The sequence below is a fragment of the Sphingorhabdus sp. M41 genome (assembly GCF_001586275.1).
Lineage (GTDB): Bacteria > Pseudomonadota > Alphaproteobacteria > Sphingomonadales > Sphingomonadaceae > Parasphingorhabdus.
In genome coordinates this window covers 2,804,311-2,825,571 of record NZ_CP014545.1, presented here as the reverse complement: position 1 = coordinate 2,825,571, position 21,261 = coordinate 2,804,311, and the positions used below count along the sequence as shown (strand labels likewise).

The window sequence follows — 21,261 nt, the reverse complement described above, 5'->3', positions numbered from 1 at the left end:
GGCGGTGGGACTCGCACGGGTTATCAAATTACCTGATTGGGCCCAAGCGGGCAGAGGAGGCGGGATATAGACTATTTTTGAGCGCACTGCGCGGAACAAAAACATGCTGTTCCATCATGGGACGCGATATTCTGGCAAGTTAACGGGTTAACATAGCCCGTTGTTCTCTCATGTTCACCAGATATTGTGCAACCATATAACCCGCTATGCCGAAAATTACGCCACCAAAGGCCGGGGCAACAACGATCCCGTCCAGTCCGTAAAATTCGCGACCGAGCCAGAGAAAGGGGAGAAGGCCGAGCGTATTGCGCAGCCAGTTCATCACGGTTGACCAGTTTGGGTGACCCAGGTTGTTACAGGCGGCATTGCCTATGAACAGCATGCCATTGAAGAAAAATAGCGGAGTCAACAATGCGGCAAACAGCCAAAAAACGTGGCGCCCTTCACCCTGCAGATGAAATGCGTCGCTGATCGGTCCGCTGAAGAGATACAGGATAGGCCAGATGATCAACGTGTAGATCAAGGCGAATATGGTCGCCTGCTTGATCGTTGTGCGCACCCGGTCAAATTGCTCAGCGCCAAAATTCTGGCCGATGATGGGGCCAATGGCGCCGGAAAGGGAGAACATAAGACAGAATGCAACGGGCACAACCCGGCCAACAACCGCGAAGCCGGCAATCACATCATCGGAATAATCGGCGACGAAGCGGTAGGAAATGAAACCGCCGATCGGTGTAGCGACATTGGTCAGGATCGCAGGGATCAGGATCGTCATGATCGGAGGAATGTCCTTGCGGAAACTGGGTAGGGAAAAACGGTCAAACCCGCCATAGCTCTTGATGATCGGGGAGATTGCGAACATCGCAGAAACAACAGCGGCGCACGCGCTTGCAACCGCTGCGCCATTTATTCCCCAGTCGAGCCCAAAAATGAAGATCGGATCGAGAATGGCATTGGTGATGCCCATGCTAAGGGTCACGTTCATTGCGCGCCGGGCTGCACCATGGGCCCGCAGGAAGCCCGAACAGACCATGGCTGCAACACTGAATGGCATGAAGGGTGCGACGATCCGGATATAGCCGGTTGCGGCCTGGTTCGCAGTGCCATCGGCACCCGCAAGATGCAGAATATCGGGCGCGAAAATGAAAAACAGGATTGCCAATGGCACCATGAGCATCGTGCTCAGCACCAGAATATTGGTCAGATACCGTCTGGCCCTGTCCGGATCGCCCTGGCCGATATGGCGAGCGGCAAGCGCACTGGTTGCGATCATCAGGCCAATATGGAATGCGGTCGCGAAAAACAGGATCGTCGCGGCAAAGCCCATAGCAGCAGTCAGTGAACTGTCAGCGAGCTGAGCGATATAAAACAGATCGGCAAAGTCGACAACGAACATGGTCAGCAGACCGATGCTGGCGGTCAGTGACATGGTCGCTATATGTCGAAGAGGGCTGCCGGTTAGGAATATGGCGGGTTGCGTCGCGATATTATCTGTTCCACTGCAATTCGCCTGGCCGGAACTGGCAATGACGGAAGAGATTTTTTGCCCTATAGTCTTTTGCCAAGGGGTCAATTCGTATCTATTGGTAAATGATCTTTTGAGGGGGTTGCATGATCTATCGAACAGGCCTGATCGCGCTGATGATCGCAATATTGACTGGTTGCTCTGTCGCGGAGGAAGAAGACCAATCGAATCAAGATCGCGATGTGTTCGAGCGCCGGAACACCGCGCCCGATCCGGCAGAAAATAGTCTTCAACCCCGCATGGCAGAACAAGCTTATGCGCGGATTGCGCTCAACTGCATCAACAAGCAATATCCCAACAAGATCAGCCACGTCTTGAACAGCGCGGTCGATGTAGCGGAGCCGGCAAAACTGACGCCGGTCTTTTACGGCTGCTATGATTGGCATAGTTCTGTTCATGGACACTGGTTACTGACGCGACTTTGGGGGCAGGGCCTTGTTCCCGAGATGGACGAAGAAATAGCTGCGGCGCTTGCGGCGAATTTTACGGCGGAAAAAATTGCCGGCGAATTAGCCTATTTCCAAGGTGCCGACCGCAAGGGATTCGAACGCCCTTATGGTATCGCGTGGTTCCTGCAGCTAACCTCCGAACTGAGCGAGATTGCAGATGGCAAAGACGGCAAGGCCGAGCAGGCGAAGGCTTGGCTGTCCCGACTGGAGCCGCTGGAGTCTTTAATCGTGAGCAATATCAAGGAGTGGTTGCCGAAACTGGCTTATCCGATCCGGCTGGGGACCCACAATCAGTCCGCTTTTGCTTTTGGATTGTTTCTCGATTGGGCGGCGCGCAGCGGTGATAGCGAAATGGCCAGTCTGGTCCGCAACAAGGCGCTAGGCTTTCATCGCAATGACCGGAATTGCCCCATGGCTTATGAACCCTCGGGCGAGGATTTTCTTTCTTCCTGCCTGATGGTCGCCGACCTGATGCGGCGGGTGATGGATGGTAGCGAATATACCACCTGGCTATCAGATTTCCTGCCTGCTATTCCCACCGATGGCAGCGATGACTGGCTGGAAGTCGGCATTGTCAATGACCCGACCGACGGCAAATTGGTGCATCTTGACGGTCTCAATCTTTCCAGGGCGTGGGCGCTGGAGGGTATGGCTTCCGCGCTCTCGACTGATGATCCGCGCCGCGCATCGCTGCTCGCTTCGGCTAGCCTGCATGGCAATTCCGGAGAACAATCGGTACGCACACCGCATTATTCCGGCAGTCATTGGTTGGCCAGTTTCGCCACCTATTGGCGCACAAAGAGAGGGATCAATAAAAAGGAGGGCAATTCGGTTTCGTGAGACCCGACTCTGCCAATCGACCGGCGCAACAGGCCGCGACCAAAAACTCTTCTCTGTTTAACCGGTTGTTTCCCGTCAATCGGGATCTCGCGATCAAATCGATTTTTGGGGTCTGGGTCGCCTATTTTCTGTTTGCAACCAGCCGGTTTTTCTATGTGACGCAGAACCATCCAGATGCATTGTTCGTCCAGCGTATCCTGATGACCAGCATTTGCATCACCTTTACGTGGCTGCTCTACCGCTTGCTGATTGCGGTGCGCCGACACGGCATGGCGGCAGAGATATTCATGCTTACCCTGCCGACGATTATCCTGGCCAATTATATCGCGATTCTCGACCAGATAGTTTTTGACCATGATGCCCTGTTATTCGACTTTTCCTATCTGCTCGACCCGGTTGAACTGGCTTCATTTGACTGGGCCTATGTCCTGGACGAGGCGTTTACCCGCTATTTCATTCTGGCCAGCTGGGGTGCGTTATATCTCGCTTTATCGCATAGTCAGAATGCGCAGCGGATGATGGCGCACAGCCGCCAGCTGGAGCGTGTGAACCGGGAGAGCGAACTGCGGGCGCTGCGGTACCAGTTGAATCCACATTTCGTTTTCAATGCGCTCAATTCGGTCAGCAGCCTGATCATCGATCAAAAAAATGAGCAGGCCGAAAAACTCGTCGACGACTTGGCCGACTATATGCGGGCGGTTTTGACCGGTGGTGCGCAGGATATGATAGCGGTGGAACAGGAAATTGCTCAGCAGGTTCGTTATCTCGAGATAGAGCGCATGCGTTTTCCGGAACGCCTGCACTATATTGTCAACATCGATCCGGCCACAAATGGTTGGAGCATACCAGCCTTGATCATCCAGCCGCTGATTGAAAATGCCGTCAAATTCGGCGTGTCAGAAACGGACCAGCCATTCAATATCGTCATCTCCACGCAGATCGAGGGTGATCGATTGCGCATCAGCGTCGCCAATAATGGCAGGGTAAAACTCCCCGCCGGGCAAGTGAATGATCGCACCGTCGGCACTGGTACCGGTCTGACCAATATTCAGAACCGTCTGCGCGCATTATACGGTCAAAATGCATCGTTGTTCCTAGCGAACAGCAAGGACGGAATGGCCATTGCGACCATCGTTCTACCCGATCCGTCCCTGATATTCGAGGATATCTGAAAATGGTCAAGGATCTGCCATCGGTTCTGATTGTTGATGATGAGCCGCTTGCCCGTTCTCGGCTCAAGGCGCTGTGTGTGCGTACTCGGCTTTTCGATGAAATTGAACTGGCCAATGGCGGTCGTCAGGCGTTGGAGAAAATCTCTAAGGGACAGCCCGATATTCTGCTGCTTGATGTCGATATGCCCGATTTGTCAGGACTCAAAGTTGCGCAATTCTGCCAGGGTGTTCCGCGGATGCCGGAAATCATTTTTACCACGGCGCATAGCGCTTATGCTGTCGAGGCGTTTCGACTGGAAGCCACCGATTATCTCTTGAAGCCGGTGAAGGAGACCTTGCTGCGCGAGGCCGTCGAACGCGCCCTTGCCAATCTCGCGCGCAACAGGAACGACCGGGAGCCGGATATCGTTGAACGTCTTTGGGTGCAGGATGGGACGGGGGCCCTGCAACTTATCGTTTCGGATATTGAATGGGTGGAAGCGGAGCGAGATTATATGCGGCTGTATCTTAACGGCCGAAGCTTTCTGGTGCACCAGTCGATGCGTTCGCTGGAAAGTCAATTGCCGGACAGCCTGTTTGTCCGTGTTCACCGATCAACCATTGTTCGGCGTGACTGTATTGCGGAGGTACGCCGCAAGGGGCGCAAGCGATATGTGATATTGCAGGATGGCAGCCAGTTGCCAATTGGGCCCCGCTATGCGGACAGGATCACGGCCCCGGCTCAAACCGGACGCTTGGGCGGGTCCGATACCGTGACCGAGTAACGGGGCGCCGGTGCAGGCTGTTTCAGGCCACCAACATCGACAAAGGTCTGCCTTTCGACATTATGCGGATGTTCCTTGGCTTCCGTCAGCGACAGTACCGGGGCAAAGCAAATGTCTGTTCCCTCCATCAGGTCGCACCATTGCGAGCGGGTCTTGGTCTTGAACAGAGCAGTCAGTTTTTCCTTTAACACGGACCATTTTCTAGGATCCATTTGTGCGTCGAAATCGACATCATCCGCAAGCCTGGCCACTTCCCGCAATTTTGCGTAAAATTGCGGCTCAATAGAGCCGATCGAGATAAATTTACCATCGGACGTCTCATAGGTGTCATAAAAATGCGCACCGGTATCCAGCAGATTTACGCCCCGTTCATCCTGCCATTGGCCGATATTGTGAAAGTCATAAATCATTGCCATCAGCGCGGCAGAACCATCGGTCATCGCACAGTCGACCACCTGACCCGATCCTCCGGTCTTAGCATGCAGAAGCGCGGAAACCATGCCGAAGGCCAGCATCATGCCGCCGCCGCCAAAATCCCCCACCATATTGATCGGAGGAGTGGGCTTCTCACCAGCGCGTCCGAAGGCGTGCAGGGCGCCTGAAATGGAAATATAATTGATGTCATGTCCTGCTGCCGAAGCGAGCGGCCCATATTGGCCCCAACCGGTCATTCGGCCATAGACCAGCTTCGGATTGTCCGCTAGCAACAGGTCCGGCCCCAGTCCGAGGCGTTCCATGACGCCAGGGCGAAAGCCTTCGATCAGCCCGTCAGCCTTTTTTACCAGCGTGCGGGCGGTTTCAATGCCCTCTTCCGATTTCAGGTCGATCGCGATCAATTTACGGGAGCGGGACAGAGCAAGACGGGGATCCGGGGCTGCGCCAGGACGGTGAAGTACTGTCACCGTTGCGCCCTGATCCGCGAGCATCATGCCGCAAAAGGGTCCGGGACCGATCCCGGCGAATTCAACAATATTTATACCGGCTAATGGTCCAGACATGTCCTGCTCCCGTTTAATCGATTGATTAACGGGTCCTATGCAGGGAATTTGTTCTAATCAAGCTTATTGTTGAACTTTGCTCTCAGTCTAGCGCGGAGGTTGCCCTCTGCGCAAAGCAGGTTTTTTTTGGGATGGTTGGCGCAGGTAGTGGGGCAGTTCGGATTTGGTCTGGCCAACAGGCTTTCTCGCTAGTTTCGGATCAATTGGATGATCAAACGCGACGCCGAATCTACCTTGAGCAACCCATGCGACATGTCCGGTTACACGCCCAATGTTACGCAATTCCAGTTCGACCTTGTCGCCTCTCTTGGTCTGCACCGGTGCTTCGGCCATCAGGCCGCCAGCTGAAAGATTGCGAATACGCACTTCGCCGCAATTATCACCATCTACGAACCGTAGTTCAGCCTTAAGAAACAGGCTGTCGCGATCCAGCTCCCGCTTCGGCTGGCCAAAGGCTTGGCTGTTCATTTTCAGACTATCGTCAAATGTTTCTTTCATGAGTTTCCCGTAGTCGGTAAATGTAAATGAATGTCTCGTAAAAGAAATACTAACGGAGAATAGGTGCAAATTTGGTTAATATCAGAGTTTCTTTTGCAGGAAATATGACCAGGTTTGCGCTTGTTCAAATTGTCGCCGATGCCGCAATGCGCAGAATATTGAGGTTTCCGCTGAAGCGGAAAATCATGTCACTGATCGCGCGAAATTTTCTCATTCCGTTCGTGCGCTTCCTGCGCTTCGACGGTCATCGTTGCTATCGGTCTGGCTTTCAGTCGATCAAGTGAAATCGGCTCGCCGGTAACCTGGCAATAGCCATATTCACCTTCATCAATTCGCCGAAGTGCAGCATCGATCTTGGACGTCAGCTTGCGTTGACGATCACGGGTCCTGAGTTCGAGGCCCCAGTCGGTTTCGCTTGACGCCCGATCATTGAGGTCGGCTTCCTGAATTGGACCGTCCTGCAAATGCGCGAGAGTTTCCTTGGATTCGTCGATGATTTCCTGTTTCCATTTTTTCAGGGCCTGCCTGAAAAATGCGAGCTGGCGCTCGTTCATAAACTCTTCGTCTTCGCTCGGTTCATAACCGTTTGGGAGGACCAGATCTGCGCCGTTCGCGCCATTTTTTGCGGATGCTTTTTTAACCGAGGATGCCAACATACTCTCCAAACATCATGCCCTAGCCGAATCCGGAGGGCTGGACCATATACACGGCGGGCCTATACCGAGCCGACTTATTGGAAACAAGGCGCAAAATATTTGTTTGTTGAATAATCCGTAAATCGCAAAATTCTCGACAGAAATGAGACGGCATTAGCGATGCGTTTGCGCCTTCGAATGCATAGCGGTTCTGACCAAGCGTGGAAAAAGGCGTCGAAATTTTCCCGCCATTTTTCAAGGAATCTATCTCGAATGGTTCCAAATCGGGACATTAACTTATAATGGATACCTGCTGTTAAGCTATTTTTCCGTTTTACATTATGATACAGGGTTAATTCAATTGTGATTTACCATTTGTTCTGTCTTTCTGATGTACCTCAGAGCAGCGAAAAAGGCCGTCGGCATCAAAAGTCGACGAACTGGTCGCCACTTAAAGCGGAAGAGAGATGATATTATGTCGGTACGGATGGCTTTGGCGAAATTATGCGCCTGCACATGCGGCGGGGCCTTGATTGGCGGCGGCGCAGTCCATGTATCAGAGGCGCCGGCGGCTCCTTACGTCAAAAAGATGTCAAAGAAGAAGCCGGTTCGGGCCCGTACGATAAAAAAGGGTGAGCCTGCCCGCAAGATCAAACGCACGCGGCGCACCGTGACCAAAACGGTGACGGCTTGCCAACCGTCTGTGGTCACAATTGCTCAAACCCCGGTACCGCAGGCCATACCTCTGCCTCCATATATTCCACCCGCTCCGCCTATAAGCAGCAGTGGTGGATCAATCCCGGTCGTCATCGGTGGCAGCAGCGGCGGCAGCAGCGGTGGCTTTTTTGGTGGCTTTTTTGGCGGTGGTAGCACCGGTGGTGGCACTGTAGTGATTTCCTCTACAAGCAGCGGTGGTTCGACCAGCACATCTTCGGGCAGCAGTTCTTCCTCGTCCAGTTCATCCAGTAGTTCCTCAAGCAGCTCCTCGAGTAGCTCATCCAGTTCTTCTGGATCGAGTGGTGGCAAGCCGGGTCACGGTTCCAGTGGGGGCTACGGTTCGAGTGGCGGCTATGGAAGCTCAGGTTCTTCAGGCAGCTCCGGCTCCTCTTCCTCGAGTTCGGGTGGGAGTTCTACCAGCAGTTCATCGGGTGCGACGGGCGGTTCTTCCAGCTTCGGTGGCACATCAAGCGGGTCTTCGAGCAGTTCTTCCAGTTCCAGCTCCTCGAGCAGCAGTTCAAGCTCGTCTTCCGGCGGTAGCACCGGCGGATCGACCGGTGGCACGGATGTGCCGGCGCCTCCAGTGGTGTTGCTTTTCGGCGCAGCAGCAGCGGCTTTGTTCGCCCGCCGCCGCAAAGGGAAAAAGGCAGTTACCGCCTAGGCAGTTGATGCTGAGATTAATGAAAAAGCGGCTGGAGCAATCTGGTCGCTTTTTTCTTTGCAGTCTTGCAAGTGAAACAGTCGCTCGGCATAGGCGTTCACTATGCATGATATAAAGTATATTCGCGAAAATCCGGAAGAATTTGACGCTGCGCTGGCAAAACGCGGAGTCGAAGCTGTTGCCCAGAATTTACTGTCTCTGGACGAGCAAAGCCGCGCTCTGAAAACCGAGCTGCAGAATGGGCAGGCACGTCGCAACGAAGCGTCCAAAGCGATTGGAAAGGCCAAGGGGCAGGGCGATGAGGAATCGGCGCAGGCGTTGATGGCGGAAGTCGCCGAGCTAAAAACCAAAATGCCAAAGGTTGAAGAGCAAGAGCGGGAGTTGGCCGCCCGGTTACAGAATATTCTGGCGGCGCTGCCAAATCTGCCAGCGGATGACGTCCCGACAGGCGCAGATGAAGACGACAATGTCGAGATTGAACGTTGGGGCGAGCCACGTACATTTGATTTTGATCCTAAAGAACACAGCGACATTGGTCCGGCGCTGGGGCTGGATTTTGAAACGGCTGTCGAAATGTCGGGCGCGCGCTTTGCTTTCCTGCGCGGTCAAATCGCGAGACTGCAGCGGGCGGTTGGACAATTCATGCTCGACCAGCAAACCACCATGAATGGCTTTCAGGAATGCGCACCGCCTGTGCTGGTGCGCGATCAGGCTATGTTTGGCACTGGCCAACTGCCCAAGTTTTCTGAGGATTCCTTTCAAACTACCGAAGGTCACTGGCTAATCCCGACCGCAGAAGTGAGCCTGACAAACAGTGTTAACGGGCAAATACTGGATGAAGCGCAACTTCCGATACGATTGACCGCGCTCACGCTCTGTTTTCGTAGCGAAGCTGGCTCTGCTGGCAAGGATACGAAAGGTCTGATCCGTCAGCATCAGTTTGAGAAAGTCGAAATGGTCGCGATCGCTCATCCTGACAATAGCGATGCCGAGCATCTGCGGATGACCGAGGCGGCGGAATCAATTCTTAAGGCGCTAGCACTGCCGTATCGCAAAGTGCTTCTGTGCACAGGTGATATGGGAGCAACGGCGCGCAAGACCTTTGATCTGGAGGTCTGGCTGCCTGGCCAGAATACCTATCGCGAAATCTCCAGCATTTCCAATTGCGGCGACTTTCAGGCGCGGCGGATGAATGCCCGTTTCCGGCCAGGCAGCGAGGAAAAGGGAACGAAATTCGTTCACACTTTGAACGGTTCGGGGCTTGCCGTCGGCCGGACACTGGTCGCGGTCCTTGAAAATTACCAGCAGGCGGATGGCTCTGTCACAATTCCGCCGGCATTATTGCCCTATATGGGCGGGATCGACAAACTGGAGCCGGGATGATGCGTATATTGCTGACCAACGATGATGGGTTCGATGCCCCGGGGATGAAAATCCTTCTCGACGTAGCATCGCATTTTTCCAACGATATCTGGATTGTCGCGCCTTCTGATGAAAATTCCGGAGCCGGTCACTCGCTGACAATTACCCGCCCCCTGCGTATTCGCAAGCGTGGTGACCAGCAATATTCGGTCGACGGTACACCAACCGATAGTGTTATGATGGCGGTCGCCAAAATCATGAAAGACGGACCACCCGATCTCATATTGTCCGGCGTCAATCGTGGCGCCAATCTTGGCGAGGATGTCACCTACTCGGGCACCGTGTCGGCCGCGATGGAAGGGGCATTGGCGGGAATTCCGTCAATTGCGCTCAGTCAAGCTTATGCTCGTGAGGATATCGGCGCAAACGTGCCCTTTGATGCAGCGGTGCAGTGGGGCGAGCGTGTGCTGCGCCCACTGATCAAGCAACGTATGGACCACCGGACACTGGTGAATATCAACTTCCCGGCGCTCCCCGCGAGTGAAGTAAAGGGTGTGCGGGTCGTATCACAGGGTATACGCGACTACGGTCGGCTGCAGATCGTCAGCAACCGCGACCCGCGCGGCTTTGAATATCACTGGTTCGGTCTCGGACCAATGGTCGAAACGCCTGCGCATAGCACCGATCTGGAAGCGATCGCCGATGGCTTTGTCTCGATTACACCGCTTCATCTGGATCTTACCCATTATGATTCAATGGAAGGCTTGAAGAAGCTATATCTCTGATCTCGCGCCGCAATCCTGCGAATTTACTAGGCTTTGGGAAGCGGGGCTGGCAAGCAGTGCATTTGTTGCTAATAGCGTTTCTGGAAGGGGAGGAGTTGGTTGATGGGGTCCCATTTGCGTCATATTGTGATCCTCATATTACTCATGACGGTAACCGCCTGCATCCCTCCGGGCCATGACAACTATGCCCCGCCGCCAGTCGCGCCGCAGCTGCTTACCGATCCCGCTGCTCTCGGTACCGTGCCAGAACAGGCGCCTGCTTCGACATGGCAAGCCGGTCCGGTCACCGCCAACGCTCAGCGGGTGGAATCGGGTACCTATATCGTGCAGCCGGGTGACACGTTGCGCGGAATTGCCAATAAGACAGGTGCGGGATCGCAGATCATCGCGTTGGCCAATGGATTGGTCGAGCCTTATGTCATACATCCGGGCCAGCGGCTCACAATCACTGGCGGGCGGTATCATGCCGTGAATGCGGGAGAAACCGGTATTGCAATCGCCCGTGCCTATGGCGCGCCATGGCGTGAAGTAGTGGCTCTCAATGCGCTGGAAGAGCCCTATATTCTGCGTGTGGGGCAGAAGCTGCTACTACCGGCTACGGCCCCCACTGATCCCGCAAATTTAAGTATCGAACAACGTGCAGCCTCCTTTGATCTGGATATTGACGATATTGTTACCGGCAGCCAGCCAGCGCTGGCCGATGGTGCGGCTGCAAGCGAGCCATCCGATTGGCGGAAAGCGATCACGCCTAATGTGACTATCGCTACACCGGCCAGCTTCTCCGGCAGGTTCCAGTGGCCAGTGGAAGGCAACGTCCTGTCCAGTTTTGGCAGCAAAGGCGGCGGCAAGGTCAATGATGGCCTGAACATCGGAGTCCCGAAAGGTACGCCAATTCGCGCATCAGCCGAAGGGGTGGTGGCTTATAGCGGCGACGAGATCGGCGTTTTTGGTGGTCTGATCTTGATCAACCATGGCGCGGGCTGGGTTACCGCTTATGGGCATGCGGATAAATTGAATGTGACACGTGGCCAGAAAGTCAAGGCTGGCGACGTTATTGGTCTCGCTGGTGAAAGCGGCTATGTACAGGAACCGCAACTGCATTTCGAAATCCGCAAGGATCGGAAGCCGGTGGATCCGAACATCCATCTGCCGAAGCGCGGGTGAACCGGACATGGCAAGCAGCGATCGCAAAATTTCTGACTATTTCACCCTTCGGCGGCGCTCCAGCCTGCCGATCTGGGCTGACATTGCCTGGCGAGTTACCTTCGTCCTGGCCCTGATCGGCATGGCTGTGTCGGTGCATTATTTCGACCGCAATGGCCTGCAGGACAGTTATGACGGTGATGTCAGCTTTCTAGACGTGGTCTATTTCACCATGATCTCGATCACCACAACCGGCTATGGTGACATTGCGCCGGTTACCGAAAGGGCGCGGATGTTCGACGCGCTGGTTGTGACTCCTATTCGAATCTTCGTCGTGCTAATCTTTGTCGGCACGGCCTATAATTTTGTTTTCAAACGAACCTGGGACAATTGGCGCATGAAACTGATTCAAAGCAATTTGCACGACCATATCGTGATCGCCGGCTTTGGCACGAGCGGCAGCGAAGCTGTTCAGGAACTGCTTGCGCGCGGTACCAAGCCGGAAGAAATTGTCGTGATCGATACATCGGATGATGCTTTGTCGCTGGCCGAAAAGCTTGGGTGCGCGGTGATTAATGGCGATGCAACGCGCGACAATGCTTTGATGAACGTGAAGATTTCGCGTGCGCGCTCGCTGATCGTTTCAGCCGGGCGCGACGACACCAGTATATTGATCGTACTCACCGCCCGGCATCTTGCCTATCATTTGCCGATCAGCGTATCGATCAAGGCAGCGGACAATGAACTGCTGGCACGACAGGCCGGAGCGACGACCGTTATCAATCCGGTCAGTTTTGCAGGTTTGCTGCTCGCAGGCAGTTGCGAAGGCGCCAAGATTTCCGATTATCTCAGCGACCTTGCATCGGCCACGGGCCGCGTGAAGCTGGTGCAGCGGGCGGTAACCGAAGACGAAGTCGGCATGGCAATGAACGAAGTTGTCGGTTCGGGGCTGGGGGTGCGGATATATCGGGGTGACACAGTGATCGGCTTTTGGGAAACCGAAGCGAAGATGCTCGAGGCTGGCGATATCATTGTCGAGATCATCCCCGGCAATGGTTCCGACAGGCCGGCCAGGGTGAGTGTCTGAACCCGCCTGTTCGTTGGTTCATATTGCACCTGCGAGATAATTTACTATCTTGGCGACTCCCCAGAGGAGCTTGAAGATGGCCGAACCGATAACAATGCCCACCGGACTCCGCCCGCCGCACAGGCTGGCGCAGCTTGGGGAAATGGCGCTGCCGCTCGATCTGCTGCGCTTTGGCCTGCAGTGGCCGCGTCTGGTCACGGCGCCGCGCGGTGATGGTCGGCCGGTCTATCTGATCCCCGGCTATGGCGGCAGCGAATTGTCGATGCGACCGCTGGAAGGCTTTCTCAACCGGATCAACTATGACGTCGCCGACTGGTCGCTCGGCCGCAACAAGGGCTCGGTGGACCGCGATGTCTCGCGCTTTACCGCGATTGCCGAGGAGCGGTTCGCGGACAATGGCGAGCAAGCATTCACCCTGATCGGCTGGTCGCTGGGCGGGATCATTGCCCGGGAGACCGCTCGGCTGTCGCCGCATCTGGTGCGCGAGGTGATCACCATGGGCACGCCGATCATTGGCGGTCCCAAATATACCACGCCGGGTCAGCGCTACGCCAAGTCGGCCAAACTCGACCAGTTTGAGCGCGAGGTCCACGAACGCAACAGCATCGGCTTCAGCCAGCCGCTGACCGTGCTCTATTCCAACCGCGACGGCATTGTCGGGCCCGATATCGCCAAGGACATCTATAATCCGCAGGCCCGCAATATCCGCGTCGATGGCGGTCATATGGGCCTGGGCTTCAACCCCAGGGTGTGGCGGATCATCGCCGATACGCTCGCCGGACGGGCCTGATCCACAGCACCCGGTTCAATCCGCCGCCTTGGCCTTCGGCTTGCGCCACAGGTAGCGGTAGACGCCGAACAGATTGATCCCCAGCAGGACCACATTCTGCACCGCCAGCGGATTGTTGCCGTCGAGCAGCGAACTGGTCACCCATACGATCGACGATCCGCAGAACAGGACAAAACCGTATCCGCTGATCTTGGCTCCTGCATTGAGCGAAACCATGGCGGCGGCGATCATGCCGCTGATACTCGCGGTCCATCGCAATATGTCGACCAGTTCCATAATGTTGCTCCAGCTGTTGCATCGCTATTTGATGCAAGGCCAACGCATGGGCATGGCATATCGTTCAATCTCCCGACATTTTTTTGCCCCGTGTGGAACGGTTCTCCGGTTCGATCATTGTTAGGATGAGCCGGGCGTTGCCTCTCCCTCCCATTTGTTGGTGACCCCGGCGACTTTACGGCCCATATTATCTCCTAATATTGCTATCAACATCTTGAAATTATTCGCCAAACCATGCGTGCACCACGCCCATGGCGGTGTAGAAGAGCAGCCAGTAGCCGGCGTCGATGAAGAACAGGGTCTTGCTCTTTTGCGAGAATAGATAATTGGTGCCGATGGCTGGCACGATGAAGCCGAGCGCAATGCCGAAGGCGGTCAGCACCTTGACGCCGAAGCCGAGATCGGTGGCATAGGTCGCAAATGTATGCGCCAGCGTCCACGAAGCGACCAGGCTGAAGGCGAACGCTCCGCCGTAGATCATGCCCATGCTGCCCGCTTTGATCTGCTCCTCGGTCAGGCCGACCGCGCCCATCCATTTCTTGCCCATGACCGGCCCGTACCAGATGCCGCCGACCAGAAAGCCTGCCAGCGCGGCAACGACGACCGCGATCCAGTTGACATCGAATATGTTCATGTGATCCTCCTCCTGTTTCCCGGCCCAGGCCGAGCGCCATTCTTATAGCCGAATCCGGTTGTTTCGACAATTCGGCGGCGGCCGGGTGGCAGCAGTCTGCGCCGGAGCATGTTCCCGACCCGGCACGCGGCGCCGAGACAGGGCCTGGTCTGCGGCGGGGCAGGGGCTCCGGAACATTGATCGTGACTCGCCGGGCAATTGCGCCTAAAGGCCGCGCCCTATGGCTACCCAAATTCCTTCTCCGCCCAAAGTGGGTATGGTTTCGCTCGGCTGTCCCAAGGCACTGGTCGACAGCGAACGGATTCTGACCCAGCTGCGCAGCGACGGCTATGACATGTCGGCGGACTATGCCGGCGCCGATGTCGTGCTGGTCAATACCTGCGGTTTTCTCGACAGCGCCAAGGAAGAGAGCCTCGAGGCGATTGGCGAGGCTATGGCCGAGAATGGCCGGGTGATCGTCACCGGCTGCATGGGCAATGAAGCCGATCTGATCATGAAGCGCTTCCCCGATGTGCTGGCTGTCACCGGCGCGCATCAATATGAAGACGTGGTGACTGCGGTCCATGCGGCGGCTCCGGCGGCGCGCGGCGCATTTGTCGATCTGGTGCCTGATGCAGGCCTCAAGCTGACCCCGCGCCATTACAGCTATCTCAAGATTTCCGAAGGCTGCAACCATCGCTGTTCCTTCTGCATAATCCCGAGCCTGCGCGGCGACCTCGTGTCCCGCCGTCCCGACGCGATCCTGCGCGAAGCGGAGAAGCTGGTCGAGGCGGGCACCAAGGAACTGCTGGTGATCAGCCAGGATACTTCGGCTTATGGTGTCGATATCCGCCACCAGTCCCGCGTCTGGAACGGCCCGACCGGCCAGGGCCGCGAAGTCCGCGCCCATATGACCGATCTCGCCGCCGCTCTTGGCGAGCTCAGGACGCCGGAAGGCAAGGGCGTGTGGACCCGGCTCCACTATGTCTATCCCTATCCGCATGTCGACAAGGTCATCCCGCTGATGGCCGAGCGCAAGATCACGCCCTATCTCGACATCCCGTTCCAGCATGCCGCGCCTAACGTGTTGAAACGCATGAAGCGCCCGGCCAACGAGGCCAAGGTGCTGCAGCGGGTCAAGAGCTGGCGCGACATCTGCCCCGATCTCACCATCCGCTCGACCTTTGTCGTCGGTTTCCCCGGCGAGAGTGAGGAGGATTTCCAGTATCTGCTCGACTGGCTTGAGGAAGCCCAGCTCGATCGGGTCGGCGCGTTCCGTTTTGAGCCCGTAGAGGGCGCTGCGGCCAATCTGCTCGACGGAGCATTGCCCGAAGAGGTCAAGGAAGAGCGATACCAGCGGATCATGGACGTCACCGCCCGGATCAGCGCCGCCAAGCTGCAGGCCAAGGTCGGTCGCACTCTGCCGGTGATCATCGACGACATTGGTGAGTCCGATGAAGACGGCGATATTGGCGCGACCGCGCGCTCCGAGGCCGATGCGCCGGAGATTGATGGCAATGTGTTCCTGCGTAATGTGAGTGCGGACCTTGCGGTTGGCGATATCATCGACGCGGTGATCGAGGATGCCGACGAGCATGATCTGTTCGGGGTTGCTGCTGGGTAGGTTCAGCATGAACGGCCAGATTTTGGTCGTCATTGCGAGCGCAGCGAAGCAATCCAGAGAGGTGAGCGACGCACTGGATTGCCGCGTCGCTTCGCTCCTCGCAATGACGGCAGGGCTTTTCGCACCAATCGTCACTTAAGCCCCTCCTTTTCAAAGGAGGGGTTGGGGTGGTTTCTTTCTTCTGAGCGCTGCGTTTGCGTTACCAATTCACCATCTCCATTCCACCGCCTTTCGCTAACGCGAGCGATGCTTTCGCATCTCCACCACCCCAACCCAGTTCCGGGTGAAACGGCCCCCGGCCGTTCCAGATCAGTCCGGGGGACTGATCGACCCGAAACTTCTGCAGAAGAGGGGCTAACTCCCCTCCCGTTCGTCCTGAGCTTGTCGAAGGACAGTTTGCGGTCGATAGAGGTCCTTCGACAGGCTCAGGACGAACGGTGTTAAAGTCACCATCACCGCCTTCCGTTCGTGTCGAGCGAAGTCGAGACACCTTTCCGCCATCGCCGGTCTCTCGACTGCGCTCGAGACGAACGGTTATTGTGGTCATCATCACTCTGCATCCGTATATAATCGTCATCCTGAATTCATTTACCTTGCGGTGGCCTTCGGCTCAGGACCTCCACCGGCAGCGCGCAATCTCACGAGGTCCTGAAACGAGTTCAGGATGACGAAGCTGCTGCTTTCGATCACGAAGCTGCTGCTTTCGATCACGAATGCACTCGATCATGGCACCCGAAATTGACAAACTTTACACTGTTATAGATTTTTTCCCTGCTTCCCCTCGTCCCGCCGGAAAGCGCGCATAGCTTCGGCGTTGCAGGGCAGGGCGTTGATCACCGCCTCGTCGCGGGTGCCGGTGGGCGTTGCGGTCAGGCCGGGGACCTCGCGTTGCATTTCGGCGGCTTCTTCTTGGGTCATGCGATAATAGTCGGGCGGGCCGTCATGGTCGGGGAAGCGGACCGCGTAAAATTCCTCGCCTTCTTCTTCCTCCGGCACAGGCTTCCCGTGCGTTTCGGCCTCGGCGGCCTGTATTGCCAGTTCCTCCTCGGTCGGGGTGGCGATCAGCGGGGCGGTGTCTTCGCCCTTGCCAATCGCGTCGAGCATATCGCCAAAGCGCGCTGCCCCGCGTTGCGCCGGAATCTGCTCGGCAATCTTGTCGAGCCGCGCCAGGTGGGCGAGCAGCAGCCGGCTGTCATAGCGCCGCCGCGTCGCCACCACTTCGCCATGGTAAAAGACTTCCTCCTCGACGCCTTCAATGGCCCGCTCCTGCAACTTGTCCTGCGCCTCCTCCCGCGCCAGCACCAGCGCCGCCAGCCACGCCCGCGCAAAATCCGGATCGCGCCGTTTGAGGTCATAGGCCGACTGGCGGGTGCGCTGGACAAAATAGGCCGACGCCTGGACATTGCCGGTCTGGGCGAGGGCTTCGAGGAATTTCACGCGCAGCTCGCGGTGCCAGCCGTCGTGGCGGGTTGTCTCCCCCTCCCGCTCGCGAGTATCAGGTGGAACTGCCGGGGGCAGTTCCACCTGATACTGGGTTAGGGGTGGGGGTGTCTGTTGTATCCGCACCAGCACTCTTGGTTTCGTTCCGGCCCACCCCCGGCCCCTCCCGCAAGCGGGAGGGGGGTGTCAGTTCTCCGCCCCGAACCGAGCTGTCCTCGTCATCCTCACCCGTTCGTGTCGAGCGAAGTCGAGACACGTCTCCACCATCACCAGTCTCTCGACTACGCTCGAGACGAACGGATTTGTCCGGAGCGCTTTCTTCACCCTGCAACCGCATAGAATCGTCATCCTGAACTTGGTTCAGGACCCCGTCCCCCACACCCCGATCTTCCGGCTCAGCCTCGAGAGGTCCTGAAATAAATTCAGGATGACGACTCTCCCTCTCGTCCGTTCGTCCTGAGCCTGTCGAAGGACCGCTATCCTCCCCACCGTCCCCCGTTGCCTCACCCCGCACCACCCGCAAGCGGTGAATAAATTCGTCCTGAAATGTCATAGGTTTTACTCCTTCCAAAGTGACCATCCTGACCGCAGCACATAGGTGTGGCGGTTTAGAGGTGGTTTGCTAAATGGAAAATATATAACCTATTTGGTGTGATGTAGGAAAGCGGAGAGCCCATTCATTTTTGAAAGCACCTCGGTTTCTAACTTAAAACAGTATGTCGAACTTTTACGCTATTCCAGATCTGCCTCTGTTTTCTTTACTTGATTGAGAAAAGTACTCTATTATCGTTATGTCGAACACGGGGGACTAGTATTGTGGCAATTAACAAGATTCATGCGTTCCTAATTCATCCCGGAAAAAACGATCCGAATGCAACCGCTATTTCAGGGGATAAGCTACCAAACACCGGCGATTTGTTTGAAATGTTGAAAGCAATATATTCGGCTGGGCCGGATGCGCGGGATTTCGATATTACATTTAACTCAAATAGTGGGTCGCAACAGAACGATTGCCGAGACCTTATGATTGCTTACCAACAGGATCCAAAAAAGAAAAATGGTCGAGCCATTGCTCAGCGGCTTCAGTCAATGACAGACAATCGAAGTGGAATTGGACTTCTTTTTTTGATCAGCGGGAATTATGGCTTGAACGAACGGTTGGTCGTGTCTCGATTTCCTACTGACCAAGCAATCCTTGCTGAAGTAGATAGTACGGGACTCGACGTCGAATTTTTGGATCGAGTTTTCGTCAAAAGGATGTCTTCATATAAGGCATTGTTGCTTGATGACAAAAATCCAGCTGCAAATTTCTGGAATGGAAAAGTTACAGATCGACAGGCTGGTGGGTCAGCTGAAAATATTTCAGATTACTGGATTGGAGATTTTTTGGATGCTGATTTTACTGAAACAGCGGCTGCCGGAACAAAAAGATTAGTTGTTGCATTGAAAAACGCCATCAAGAATAATCCTAACTTGGAGGTCAAAGGTCAGATTGCTTCAGCAACGACATTAGCTCCTACGACATTCAAAAATAAAAACACCAGTATCAAAGAGTTTTGCGATCACTTCGGGTTCAGTCATTCTACCCAACAGACGATCAAAAATTTTCTCAAAAAGCCCTCCTTGTTTGAGAAAAAGTTCAAATTTGATCATAAAGAGTTTAAGGATAAAGCGCCTTATCGGACTGTCGAAATTGACAACGGAGCGATACTAACTGCTCCCAGCGAAGATTTCGAAAAGGTTTTCACAGTTCGAGAGAGGAAAGGTGACGAAGTGGAATATGCAACATCAGGCCGCATTTCTGATCAACGTTTGACTAAGAAGTAGATATTAGAATGATGGTTGCTGATATAGAGACTGCTTATTCGATAATATTCGATAATCAATTGAAGAATATTGAAAAAGAACTCGAGTTGCACATAAAAGAAGTATTTAGTCAGTTTGAAAGAATTGATTCAATCACTGTTAGAGCTAAATCGCCAAGCAGGTTCGCAACGAAAGCGATAAAAACGAACGAAGATGGAACCCGAAAATACAAAGACCCATTTAGTGAAATCCAAGATCAAATCGGCGCTAGAATCACCGTTTTCTATCTCTCCGATGTGGAGAAAGTTGAACAGACGATAGAAAAATACTTTAATCACATTGAGATCCAAGAGAAAAAACCAGAGGATGACTCGGCATTTGGGTATGTGGGAACTCACTTTATTCTGAATATTCCGGATGATGTTCTTCCGGATGGTGAAGCGCGGCAAAGCTGCCCAGATTTTTTTGAACTCCAAATCAAAACTTTGTTCCAACATGCATGGTCGGAAGCGCATCACGATTTAGGTTATAAGTCGATCAGAAATCTTACCAGTATCGAACAGCGGAAGGTTGCATTTTCAGCTGCTCAAGCTTGGGGCGCGGATATGATGTTTGATGAGCTTGCAAAAGATCTGGTTGAGGATAACGACAACTGAGATCACTTAGGGCGAAGACTCCTATCCCAACCCCGTAACCCCCAACAGGCAAACCACAAACCCATAGCCCAGCACCCCGTACACCCCCGCCCGGAACCACGGATAGGGGATGCGCGCTTTGCCGGGGTAGCCGGTCGGGTGGACGACGGTGAGCCGCTCGCCGATCACCGGGGTCGGGAAGGGCGTGGTCAGGGGATCGCGGACCTCGATGAAGCCGCCGCGCTCGTCGGGCACCAGCAGCACTGCGCTGTACAGCGTCGTGCCGCCGCGCCGCTGGATCTGGTGGCGGACGATCTGGGCGGGCACGCGGCGGGTGCCATTGCGGATGAACAGCAGATCGCTGCGGATCATTAGCGCAAGGCCGGTTGCCGCGAGGGTGAGGCCGATCAAGAGGAAGAGCGTTTCGATGGTCGGGCGCTATCACGGTTTTGGGAGGGTGTTAAGTACCCTCTCCCGTGCGGGAGAGGGATGTGGAGACTTGGCAGCTTGCTGCCTAGGCGCAGCTGGGTGAGGGTGTACTGAGCTTTGGTTGCAGAGCAGCCCACTAGCGGTACACCCTCATCCAACTTCATCTAGCCGCCTTCGCTGCGCTCCGGTGGCAAGATTGCGTATCCTTCTCCCTCACGGGAGAAGGAGCGGGGTGTACCGGACGTTGTGGCGAAGCAGCCCACTATCCGAACACCCTCATCCAACTGCGCCTAGCCACCTTCGCCAAGGCTTCGGCGCCAAGTCTTCGTATCCTTCTCCCTCACGGGAGAAGGTGTTTTGCCTCCCATTCTGCCCGCGATATTTCCCACACCAGTGACTGTCTCGTGGTGCCGTCGGCGCGTTTGCTCACTATTTCGCCCATGCGCTGGAAGCCGAGCCCGTCGAGCAGATGCGCGGTGCGGTGGTTGTCGAGCGAGGCGGTTTCGCAGATCAGGTCGAGGCCGAGATGGTCGAACATCCAGGCGAAGCTCTGCCTTGCGCCGTCGACGCCGCGGCGCTGGCCCTGGCGGTCGGGGTGGATGGCGCCGCCGAGCTCGCCGGCTGCCCATTCGGGCCAGACGCAGATATCGCTATAGCCGCCGATCCGGCCCTGCGCGTCGAAGTTGAGGAACAGCAGGCCGGTGCCCTGTTCGCGCTGCTGCTGATGGTCGGCGATGAAGGCGCGCACCGTTTCGACGGTCAGCGGTCGGGGCAGGGTGTAGATGGGTGCGTGAATCTGCGGGTCGCTGAGAAATTCGTGGAAGATCGCTGCGTCGTCGAGCTGCGCCAGGCGGGACATATCGCTGTCGGTGGCAATCGATGTGGCGGCGGTGACCGCGGCTCTGATCGCCGTGGCCTTGGCCTCAGGGACCGGGTTGCGGGTGATCGGGATGCTGCTCATCGGGTGTGATTACAATAATTTTGCCGGCGATGCCATGGGCCGCATTCCGCT

General features: G+C 55.6%; 22 protein-coding genes. 11 read left to right on the top strand and 11 right to left on the bottom strand.

Going from position 1 to position 21,261, the window contains the following annotated elements; translation table 11 throughout:
• Positions 1-139: 139 nt before the first annotated feature.
• Positions 140-1,429 carry an MATE family efflux transporter gene (locus AZE99_RS13395; RefSeq protein WP_067202052.1) on the bottom strand — a complete coding sequence of 430 codons (1,290 nt, stop codon included), beginning with the start codon at positions 1,427-1,429 and terminating at the stop codon, positions 140-142.
• A 182-nt stretch (positions 1,430-1,611) separates the two neighbouring features.
• Here AZE99_RS13395 and AZE99_RS13390 point away from each other — a divergent pair, with 182 nt between their 5' ends.
• Genes AZE99_RS13390 through AZE99_RS13380 form a run of 3 tightly spaced genes read left to right on the top strand, consistent with a single transcriptional unit; the run spans position 1,612 to position 4,750 of the window.
• Positions 1,612-2,814 carry a DUF2891 domain-containing protein gene (locus tag AZE99_RS13390; protein ID WP_082788385.1) on the top strand — a complete coding sequence of 401 codons (1,203 nt, stop codon included), beginning with the start codon at positions 1,612-1,614 and terminating at the stop codon, positions 2,812-2,814.
• Complete coding sequence (locus AZE99_RS13385) at positions 2,811-3,986, top strand: sensor histidine kinase (protein WP_067202051.1); 1,176 nt, start codon at positions 2,811-2,813, stop codon at positions 3,984-3,986. Before AZE99_RS13390 ends, AZE99_RS13385 begins: the two co-directional genes overlap by 4 nt.
• A 2-nt stretch (positions 3,987-3,988) precedes the next feature.
• The gene (locus AZE99_RS13380; RefSeq protein WP_067202048.1) at positions 3,989-4,750 is read left to right on the top strand and encodes a LytR/AlgR family response regulator transcription factor; all 762 of its coding nucleotides are present in this window, start codon (positions 3,989-3,991) and stop codon (positions 4,748-4,750) included.
• Here AZE99_RS13380 and AZE99_RS13375 read toward each other — a convergent pair.
• The 5 genes from AZE99_RS13375 to AZE99_RS16305 form a co-directional block, all read right to left on the bottom strand.
• On the bottom strand, positions 4,708-5,748 hold the full coding sequence (locus AZE99_RS13375) for a CaiB/BaiF CoA transferase family protein (protein WP_067202046.1): 1,041 nt from the start codon (positions 5,746-5,748) through the stop codon (positions 4,708-4,710). The two genes, AZE99_RS13380 and AZE99_RS13375, sit on opposite strands and share 43 nt — an antisense overlap.
• Before the next feature lie 87 nt (positions 5,749-5,835).
• A complete protein-coding gene (locus AZE99_RS13370) occupies positions 5,836-6,246 on the bottom strand; it encodes a PilZ domain-containing protein (protein ID WP_231862617.1) in 411 nt (136 codons plus the stop codon).
• Positions 6,247-6,434: 188 nt separating this feature from the next.
• Positions 6,435-6,899 carry an RNA polymerase-binding protein DksA gene (gene dksA / locus AZE99_RS13365; RefSeq protein WP_067203698.1) on the bottom strand — a complete coding sequence of 155 codons (465 nt, stop codon included), beginning with the start codon at positions 6,897-6,899 and terminating at the stop codon, positions 6,435-6,437.
• A gap of 699 nt (positions 6,900-7,598) precedes the next feature.
• Positions 7,599-7,907 carry a hypothetical protein gene (locus AZE99_RS16310; protein ID WP_067202043.1) on the bottom strand — a complete coding sequence of 103 codons (309 nt, stop codon included), beginning with the start codon at positions 7,905-7,907 and terminating at the stop codon, positions 7,599-7,601.
• 42 nt (positions 7,908-7,949) lie between these two features.
• A complete protein-coding gene (locus AZE99_RS16305; RefSeq protein ID WP_197460197.1) occupies positions 7,950-8,234 on the bottom strand; it encodes a hypothetical protein in 285 nt (94 codons plus the stop codon).
• Positions 8,235-8,361: 127 nt separating this feature from the next.
• Between AZE99_RS16305 and serS the strand changes: the two genes are divergently transcribed.
• The 5 genes from serS (at position 8,362) to AZE99_RS13330 (ending at position 13,426) form a co-directional block, all read left to right on the top strand.
• The gene (gene serS / locus AZE99_RS13350) at positions 8,362-9,642 is read left to right on the top strand and encodes a serine--tRNA ligase (protein WP_067202040.1); all 1,281 of its coding nucleotides are present in this window, start codon (positions 8,362-8,364) and stop codon (positions 9,640-9,642) included.
• A complete protein-coding gene (gene surE, locus AZE99_RS13345; protein ID WP_067203696.1) occupies positions 9,642-10,406 on the top strand; it encodes a 5'/3'-nucleotidase SurE in 765 nt (254 codons plus the stop codon). The genes serS and surE overlap by 1 nt, the downstream gene beginning before the upstream one ends.
• Positions 10,407-10,508: 102 nt before the next feature.
• On the top strand, positions 10,509-11,570 hold the full coding sequence (locus tag AZE99_RS13340; RefSeq protein ID WP_231862616.1) for a M23 family metallopeptidase: 1,062 nt from the start codon (positions 10,509-10,511) through the stop codon (positions 11,568-11,570).
• A 7-nt stretch (positions 11,571-11,577) separates the two neighbouring features.
• A complete protein-coding gene (locus AZE99_RS13335; RefSeq protein ID WP_067202037.1) occupies positions 11,578-12,636 on the top strand; it encodes a potassium channel family protein in 1,059 nt (352 codons plus the stop codon).
• Positions 12,637-12,712: 76 nt separating this feature from the next.
• Positions 12,713-13,426, top strand: coding sequence for an esterase/lipase family protein (locus AZE99_RS13330; protein WP_067202034.1), 714 nt, complete (start codon positions 12,713-12,715; stop codon positions 13,424-13,426).
• 15 nt (positions 13,427-13,441) lie between these two features.
• Here the strand turns inward: AZE99_RS13330 and AZE99_RS13325 are convergent, their stop codons facing one another.
• The gene (locus tag AZE99_RS13325; RefSeq protein WP_231862615.1) at positions 13,442-13,702 is read right to left on the bottom strand and encodes a hypothetical protein; all 261 of its coding nucleotides are present in this window, start codon (positions 13,700-13,702) and stop codon (positions 13,442-13,444) included.
• 220 nt (positions 13,703-13,922) lie between these two features.
• Positions 13,923-14,336 carry a DUF1761 domain-containing protein gene (locus tag AZE99_RS13320; RefSeq protein WP_067202032.1) on the bottom strand — a complete coding sequence of 138 codons (414 nt, stop codon included), beginning with the start codon at positions 14,334-14,336 and terminating at the stop codon, positions 13,923-13,925.
• Between the two features lie 220 nt (positions 14,337-14,556).
• Between AZE99_RS13320 and rimO the strand changes: the two genes are divergently transcribed.
• The gene (rimO, locus tag AZE99_RS13315) at positions 14,557-15,939 is read left to right on the top strand and encodes a 30S ribosomal protein S12 methylthiotransferase RimO (protein ID WP_067202029.1); all 1,383 of its coding nucleotides are present in this window, start codon (positions 14,557-14,559) and stop codon (positions 15,937-15,939) included.
• A gap of 756 nt (positions 15,940-16,695) precedes the next feature.
• Here the strand turns inward: rimO and AZE99_RS16185 are convergent.
• Positions 16,696-17,376 (bottom strand): hypothetical protein, encoded by a 681-nt coding sequence (locus AZE99_RS16185; RefSeq protein ID WP_067202026.1) that lies wholly within the window; start codon positions 17,374-17,376, stop codon positions 16,696-16,698.
• 819 nt (positions 17,377-18,195) lie between these two features.
• Here AZE99_RS16185 and AZE99_RS13300 point away from each other — a divergent pair.
• Together AZE99_RS13300 and AZE99_RS13295 are read left to right on the top strand one after the other, a co-directional pair.
• Positions 18,196-19,206 carry a hypothetical protein gene (locus tag AZE99_RS13300; RefSeq protein ID WP_156472273.1) on the top strand — a complete coding sequence of 337 codons (1,011 nt, stop codon included), beginning with the start codon at positions 18,196-18,198 and terminating at the stop codon, positions 19,204-19,206.
• An 8-nt stretch (positions 19,207-19,214) separates the two neighbouring features.
• Positions 19,215-19,841, top strand: coding sequence for a GTP pyrophosphokinase (locus AZE99_RS13295; RefSeq protein WP_067202017.1), 627 nt, complete (start codon positions 19,215-19,217; stop codon positions 19,839-19,841).
• A gap of 21 nt (positions 19,842-19,862) precedes the next feature.
• On the opposite strand, the gene AZE99_RS13290 is transcribed toward AZE99_RS13295, so the two are convergent.
• Positions 19,863-20,231 (bottom strand): hypothetical protein, encoded by a 369-nt coding sequence (locus AZE99_RS13290; protein ID WP_067202015.1) that lies wholly within the window; start codon positions 20,229-20,231, stop codon positions 19,863-19,865.
• Positions 20,232-20,589: 358 nt separating this feature from the next.
• Positions 20,590-21,210 (bottom strand): GNAT family N-acetyltransferase, encoded by a 621-nt coding sequence (locus AZE99_RS13285; RefSeq protein ID WP_067202012.1) that lies wholly within the window; start codon positions 21,208-21,210, stop codon positions 20,590-20,592.
• Between the last annotated feature and the right edge of the window lie 51 nt (positions 21,211-21,261).

What these genes read in the sequence shown, in the direction of transcription:
- AZE99_RS13395 (WP_067202052.1), bottom strand. Translation starts at nt 1,429, where the DNA reads ATGTCACTGACCGCCAGCATCGGTCTGCTGACCATGTTCGTTGTCGAC.
- AZE99_RS13390 (WP_082788385.1), top strand. Translation starts at nt 1,612, where the DNA reads ATGATCTATCGAACAGGCCTGATCGCGCTGATGATCGCAATATTGACT.
- AZE99_RS13380 (WP_067202048.1), top strand. Translation starts at nt 3,989, where the DNA reads ATGGTCAAGGATCTGCCATCGGTTCTGATTGTTGATGATGAGCCGCTT.
- AZE99_RS13375 (WP_067202046.1), bottom strand. Translation starts at nt 5,748, where the DNA reads ATGTCTGGACCATTAGCCGGTATAAATATTGTTGAATTCGCCGGGATC.
- AZE99_RS13370 (WP_231862617.1), bottom strand. Translation starts at nt 6,246, where the DNA reads ATGAAAGAAACATTTGACGATAGTCTGAAAATGAACAGCCAAGCCTTT.
- serS (WP_067202040.1), top strand. Translation starts at nt 8,362, where the DNA reads ATGCATGATATAAAGTATATTCGCGAAAATCCGGAAGAATTTGACGCT.
- surE (WP_067203696.1), top strand. Translation starts at nt 9,642, where the DNA reads ATGCGTATATTGCTGACCAACGATGATGGGTTCGATGCCCCGGGGATG.
- AZE99_RS13340 (WP_231862616.1), top strand. Translation starts at nt 10,509, where the DNA reads ATGGGGTCCCATTTGCGTCATATTGTGATCCTCATATTACTCATGACG.
- AZE99_RS13335 (WP_067202037.1), top strand. Translation starts at nt 11,578, where the DNA reads ATGGCAAGCAGCGATCGCAAAATTTCTGACTATTTCACCCTTCGGCGG.
- AZE99_RS13330 (WP_067202034.1), top strand. Translation starts at nt 12,713, where the DNA reads ATGGCCGAACCGATAACAATGCCCACCGGACTCCGCCCGCCGCACAGG.
- AZE99_RS13325 (WP_231862615.1), bottom strand. Translation starts at nt 13,702, where the DNA reads ATGGAACTGGTCGACATATTGCGATGGACCGCGAGTATCAGCGGCATG.
- AZE99_RS13320 (WP_067202032.1), bottom strand. Translation starts at nt 14,336, where the DNA reads ATGAACATATTCGATGTCAACTGGATCGCGGTCGTCGTTGCCGCGCTG.
- rimO (WP_067202029.1), top strand. Translation starts at nt 14,557, where the DNA reads ATGGCTACCCAAATTCCTTCTCCGCCCAAAGTGGGTATGGTTTCGCTC.
- AZE99_RS13295 (WP_067202017.1), top strand. Translation starts at nt 19,215, where the DNA reads ATGATGGTTGCTGATATAGAGACTGCTTATTCGATAATATTCGATAAT.
- AZE99_RS13285 (WP_067202012.1), bottom strand. Translation starts at nt 21,210, where the DNA reads ATGAGCAGCATCCCGATCACCCGCAACCCGGTCCCTGAGGCCAAGGCC.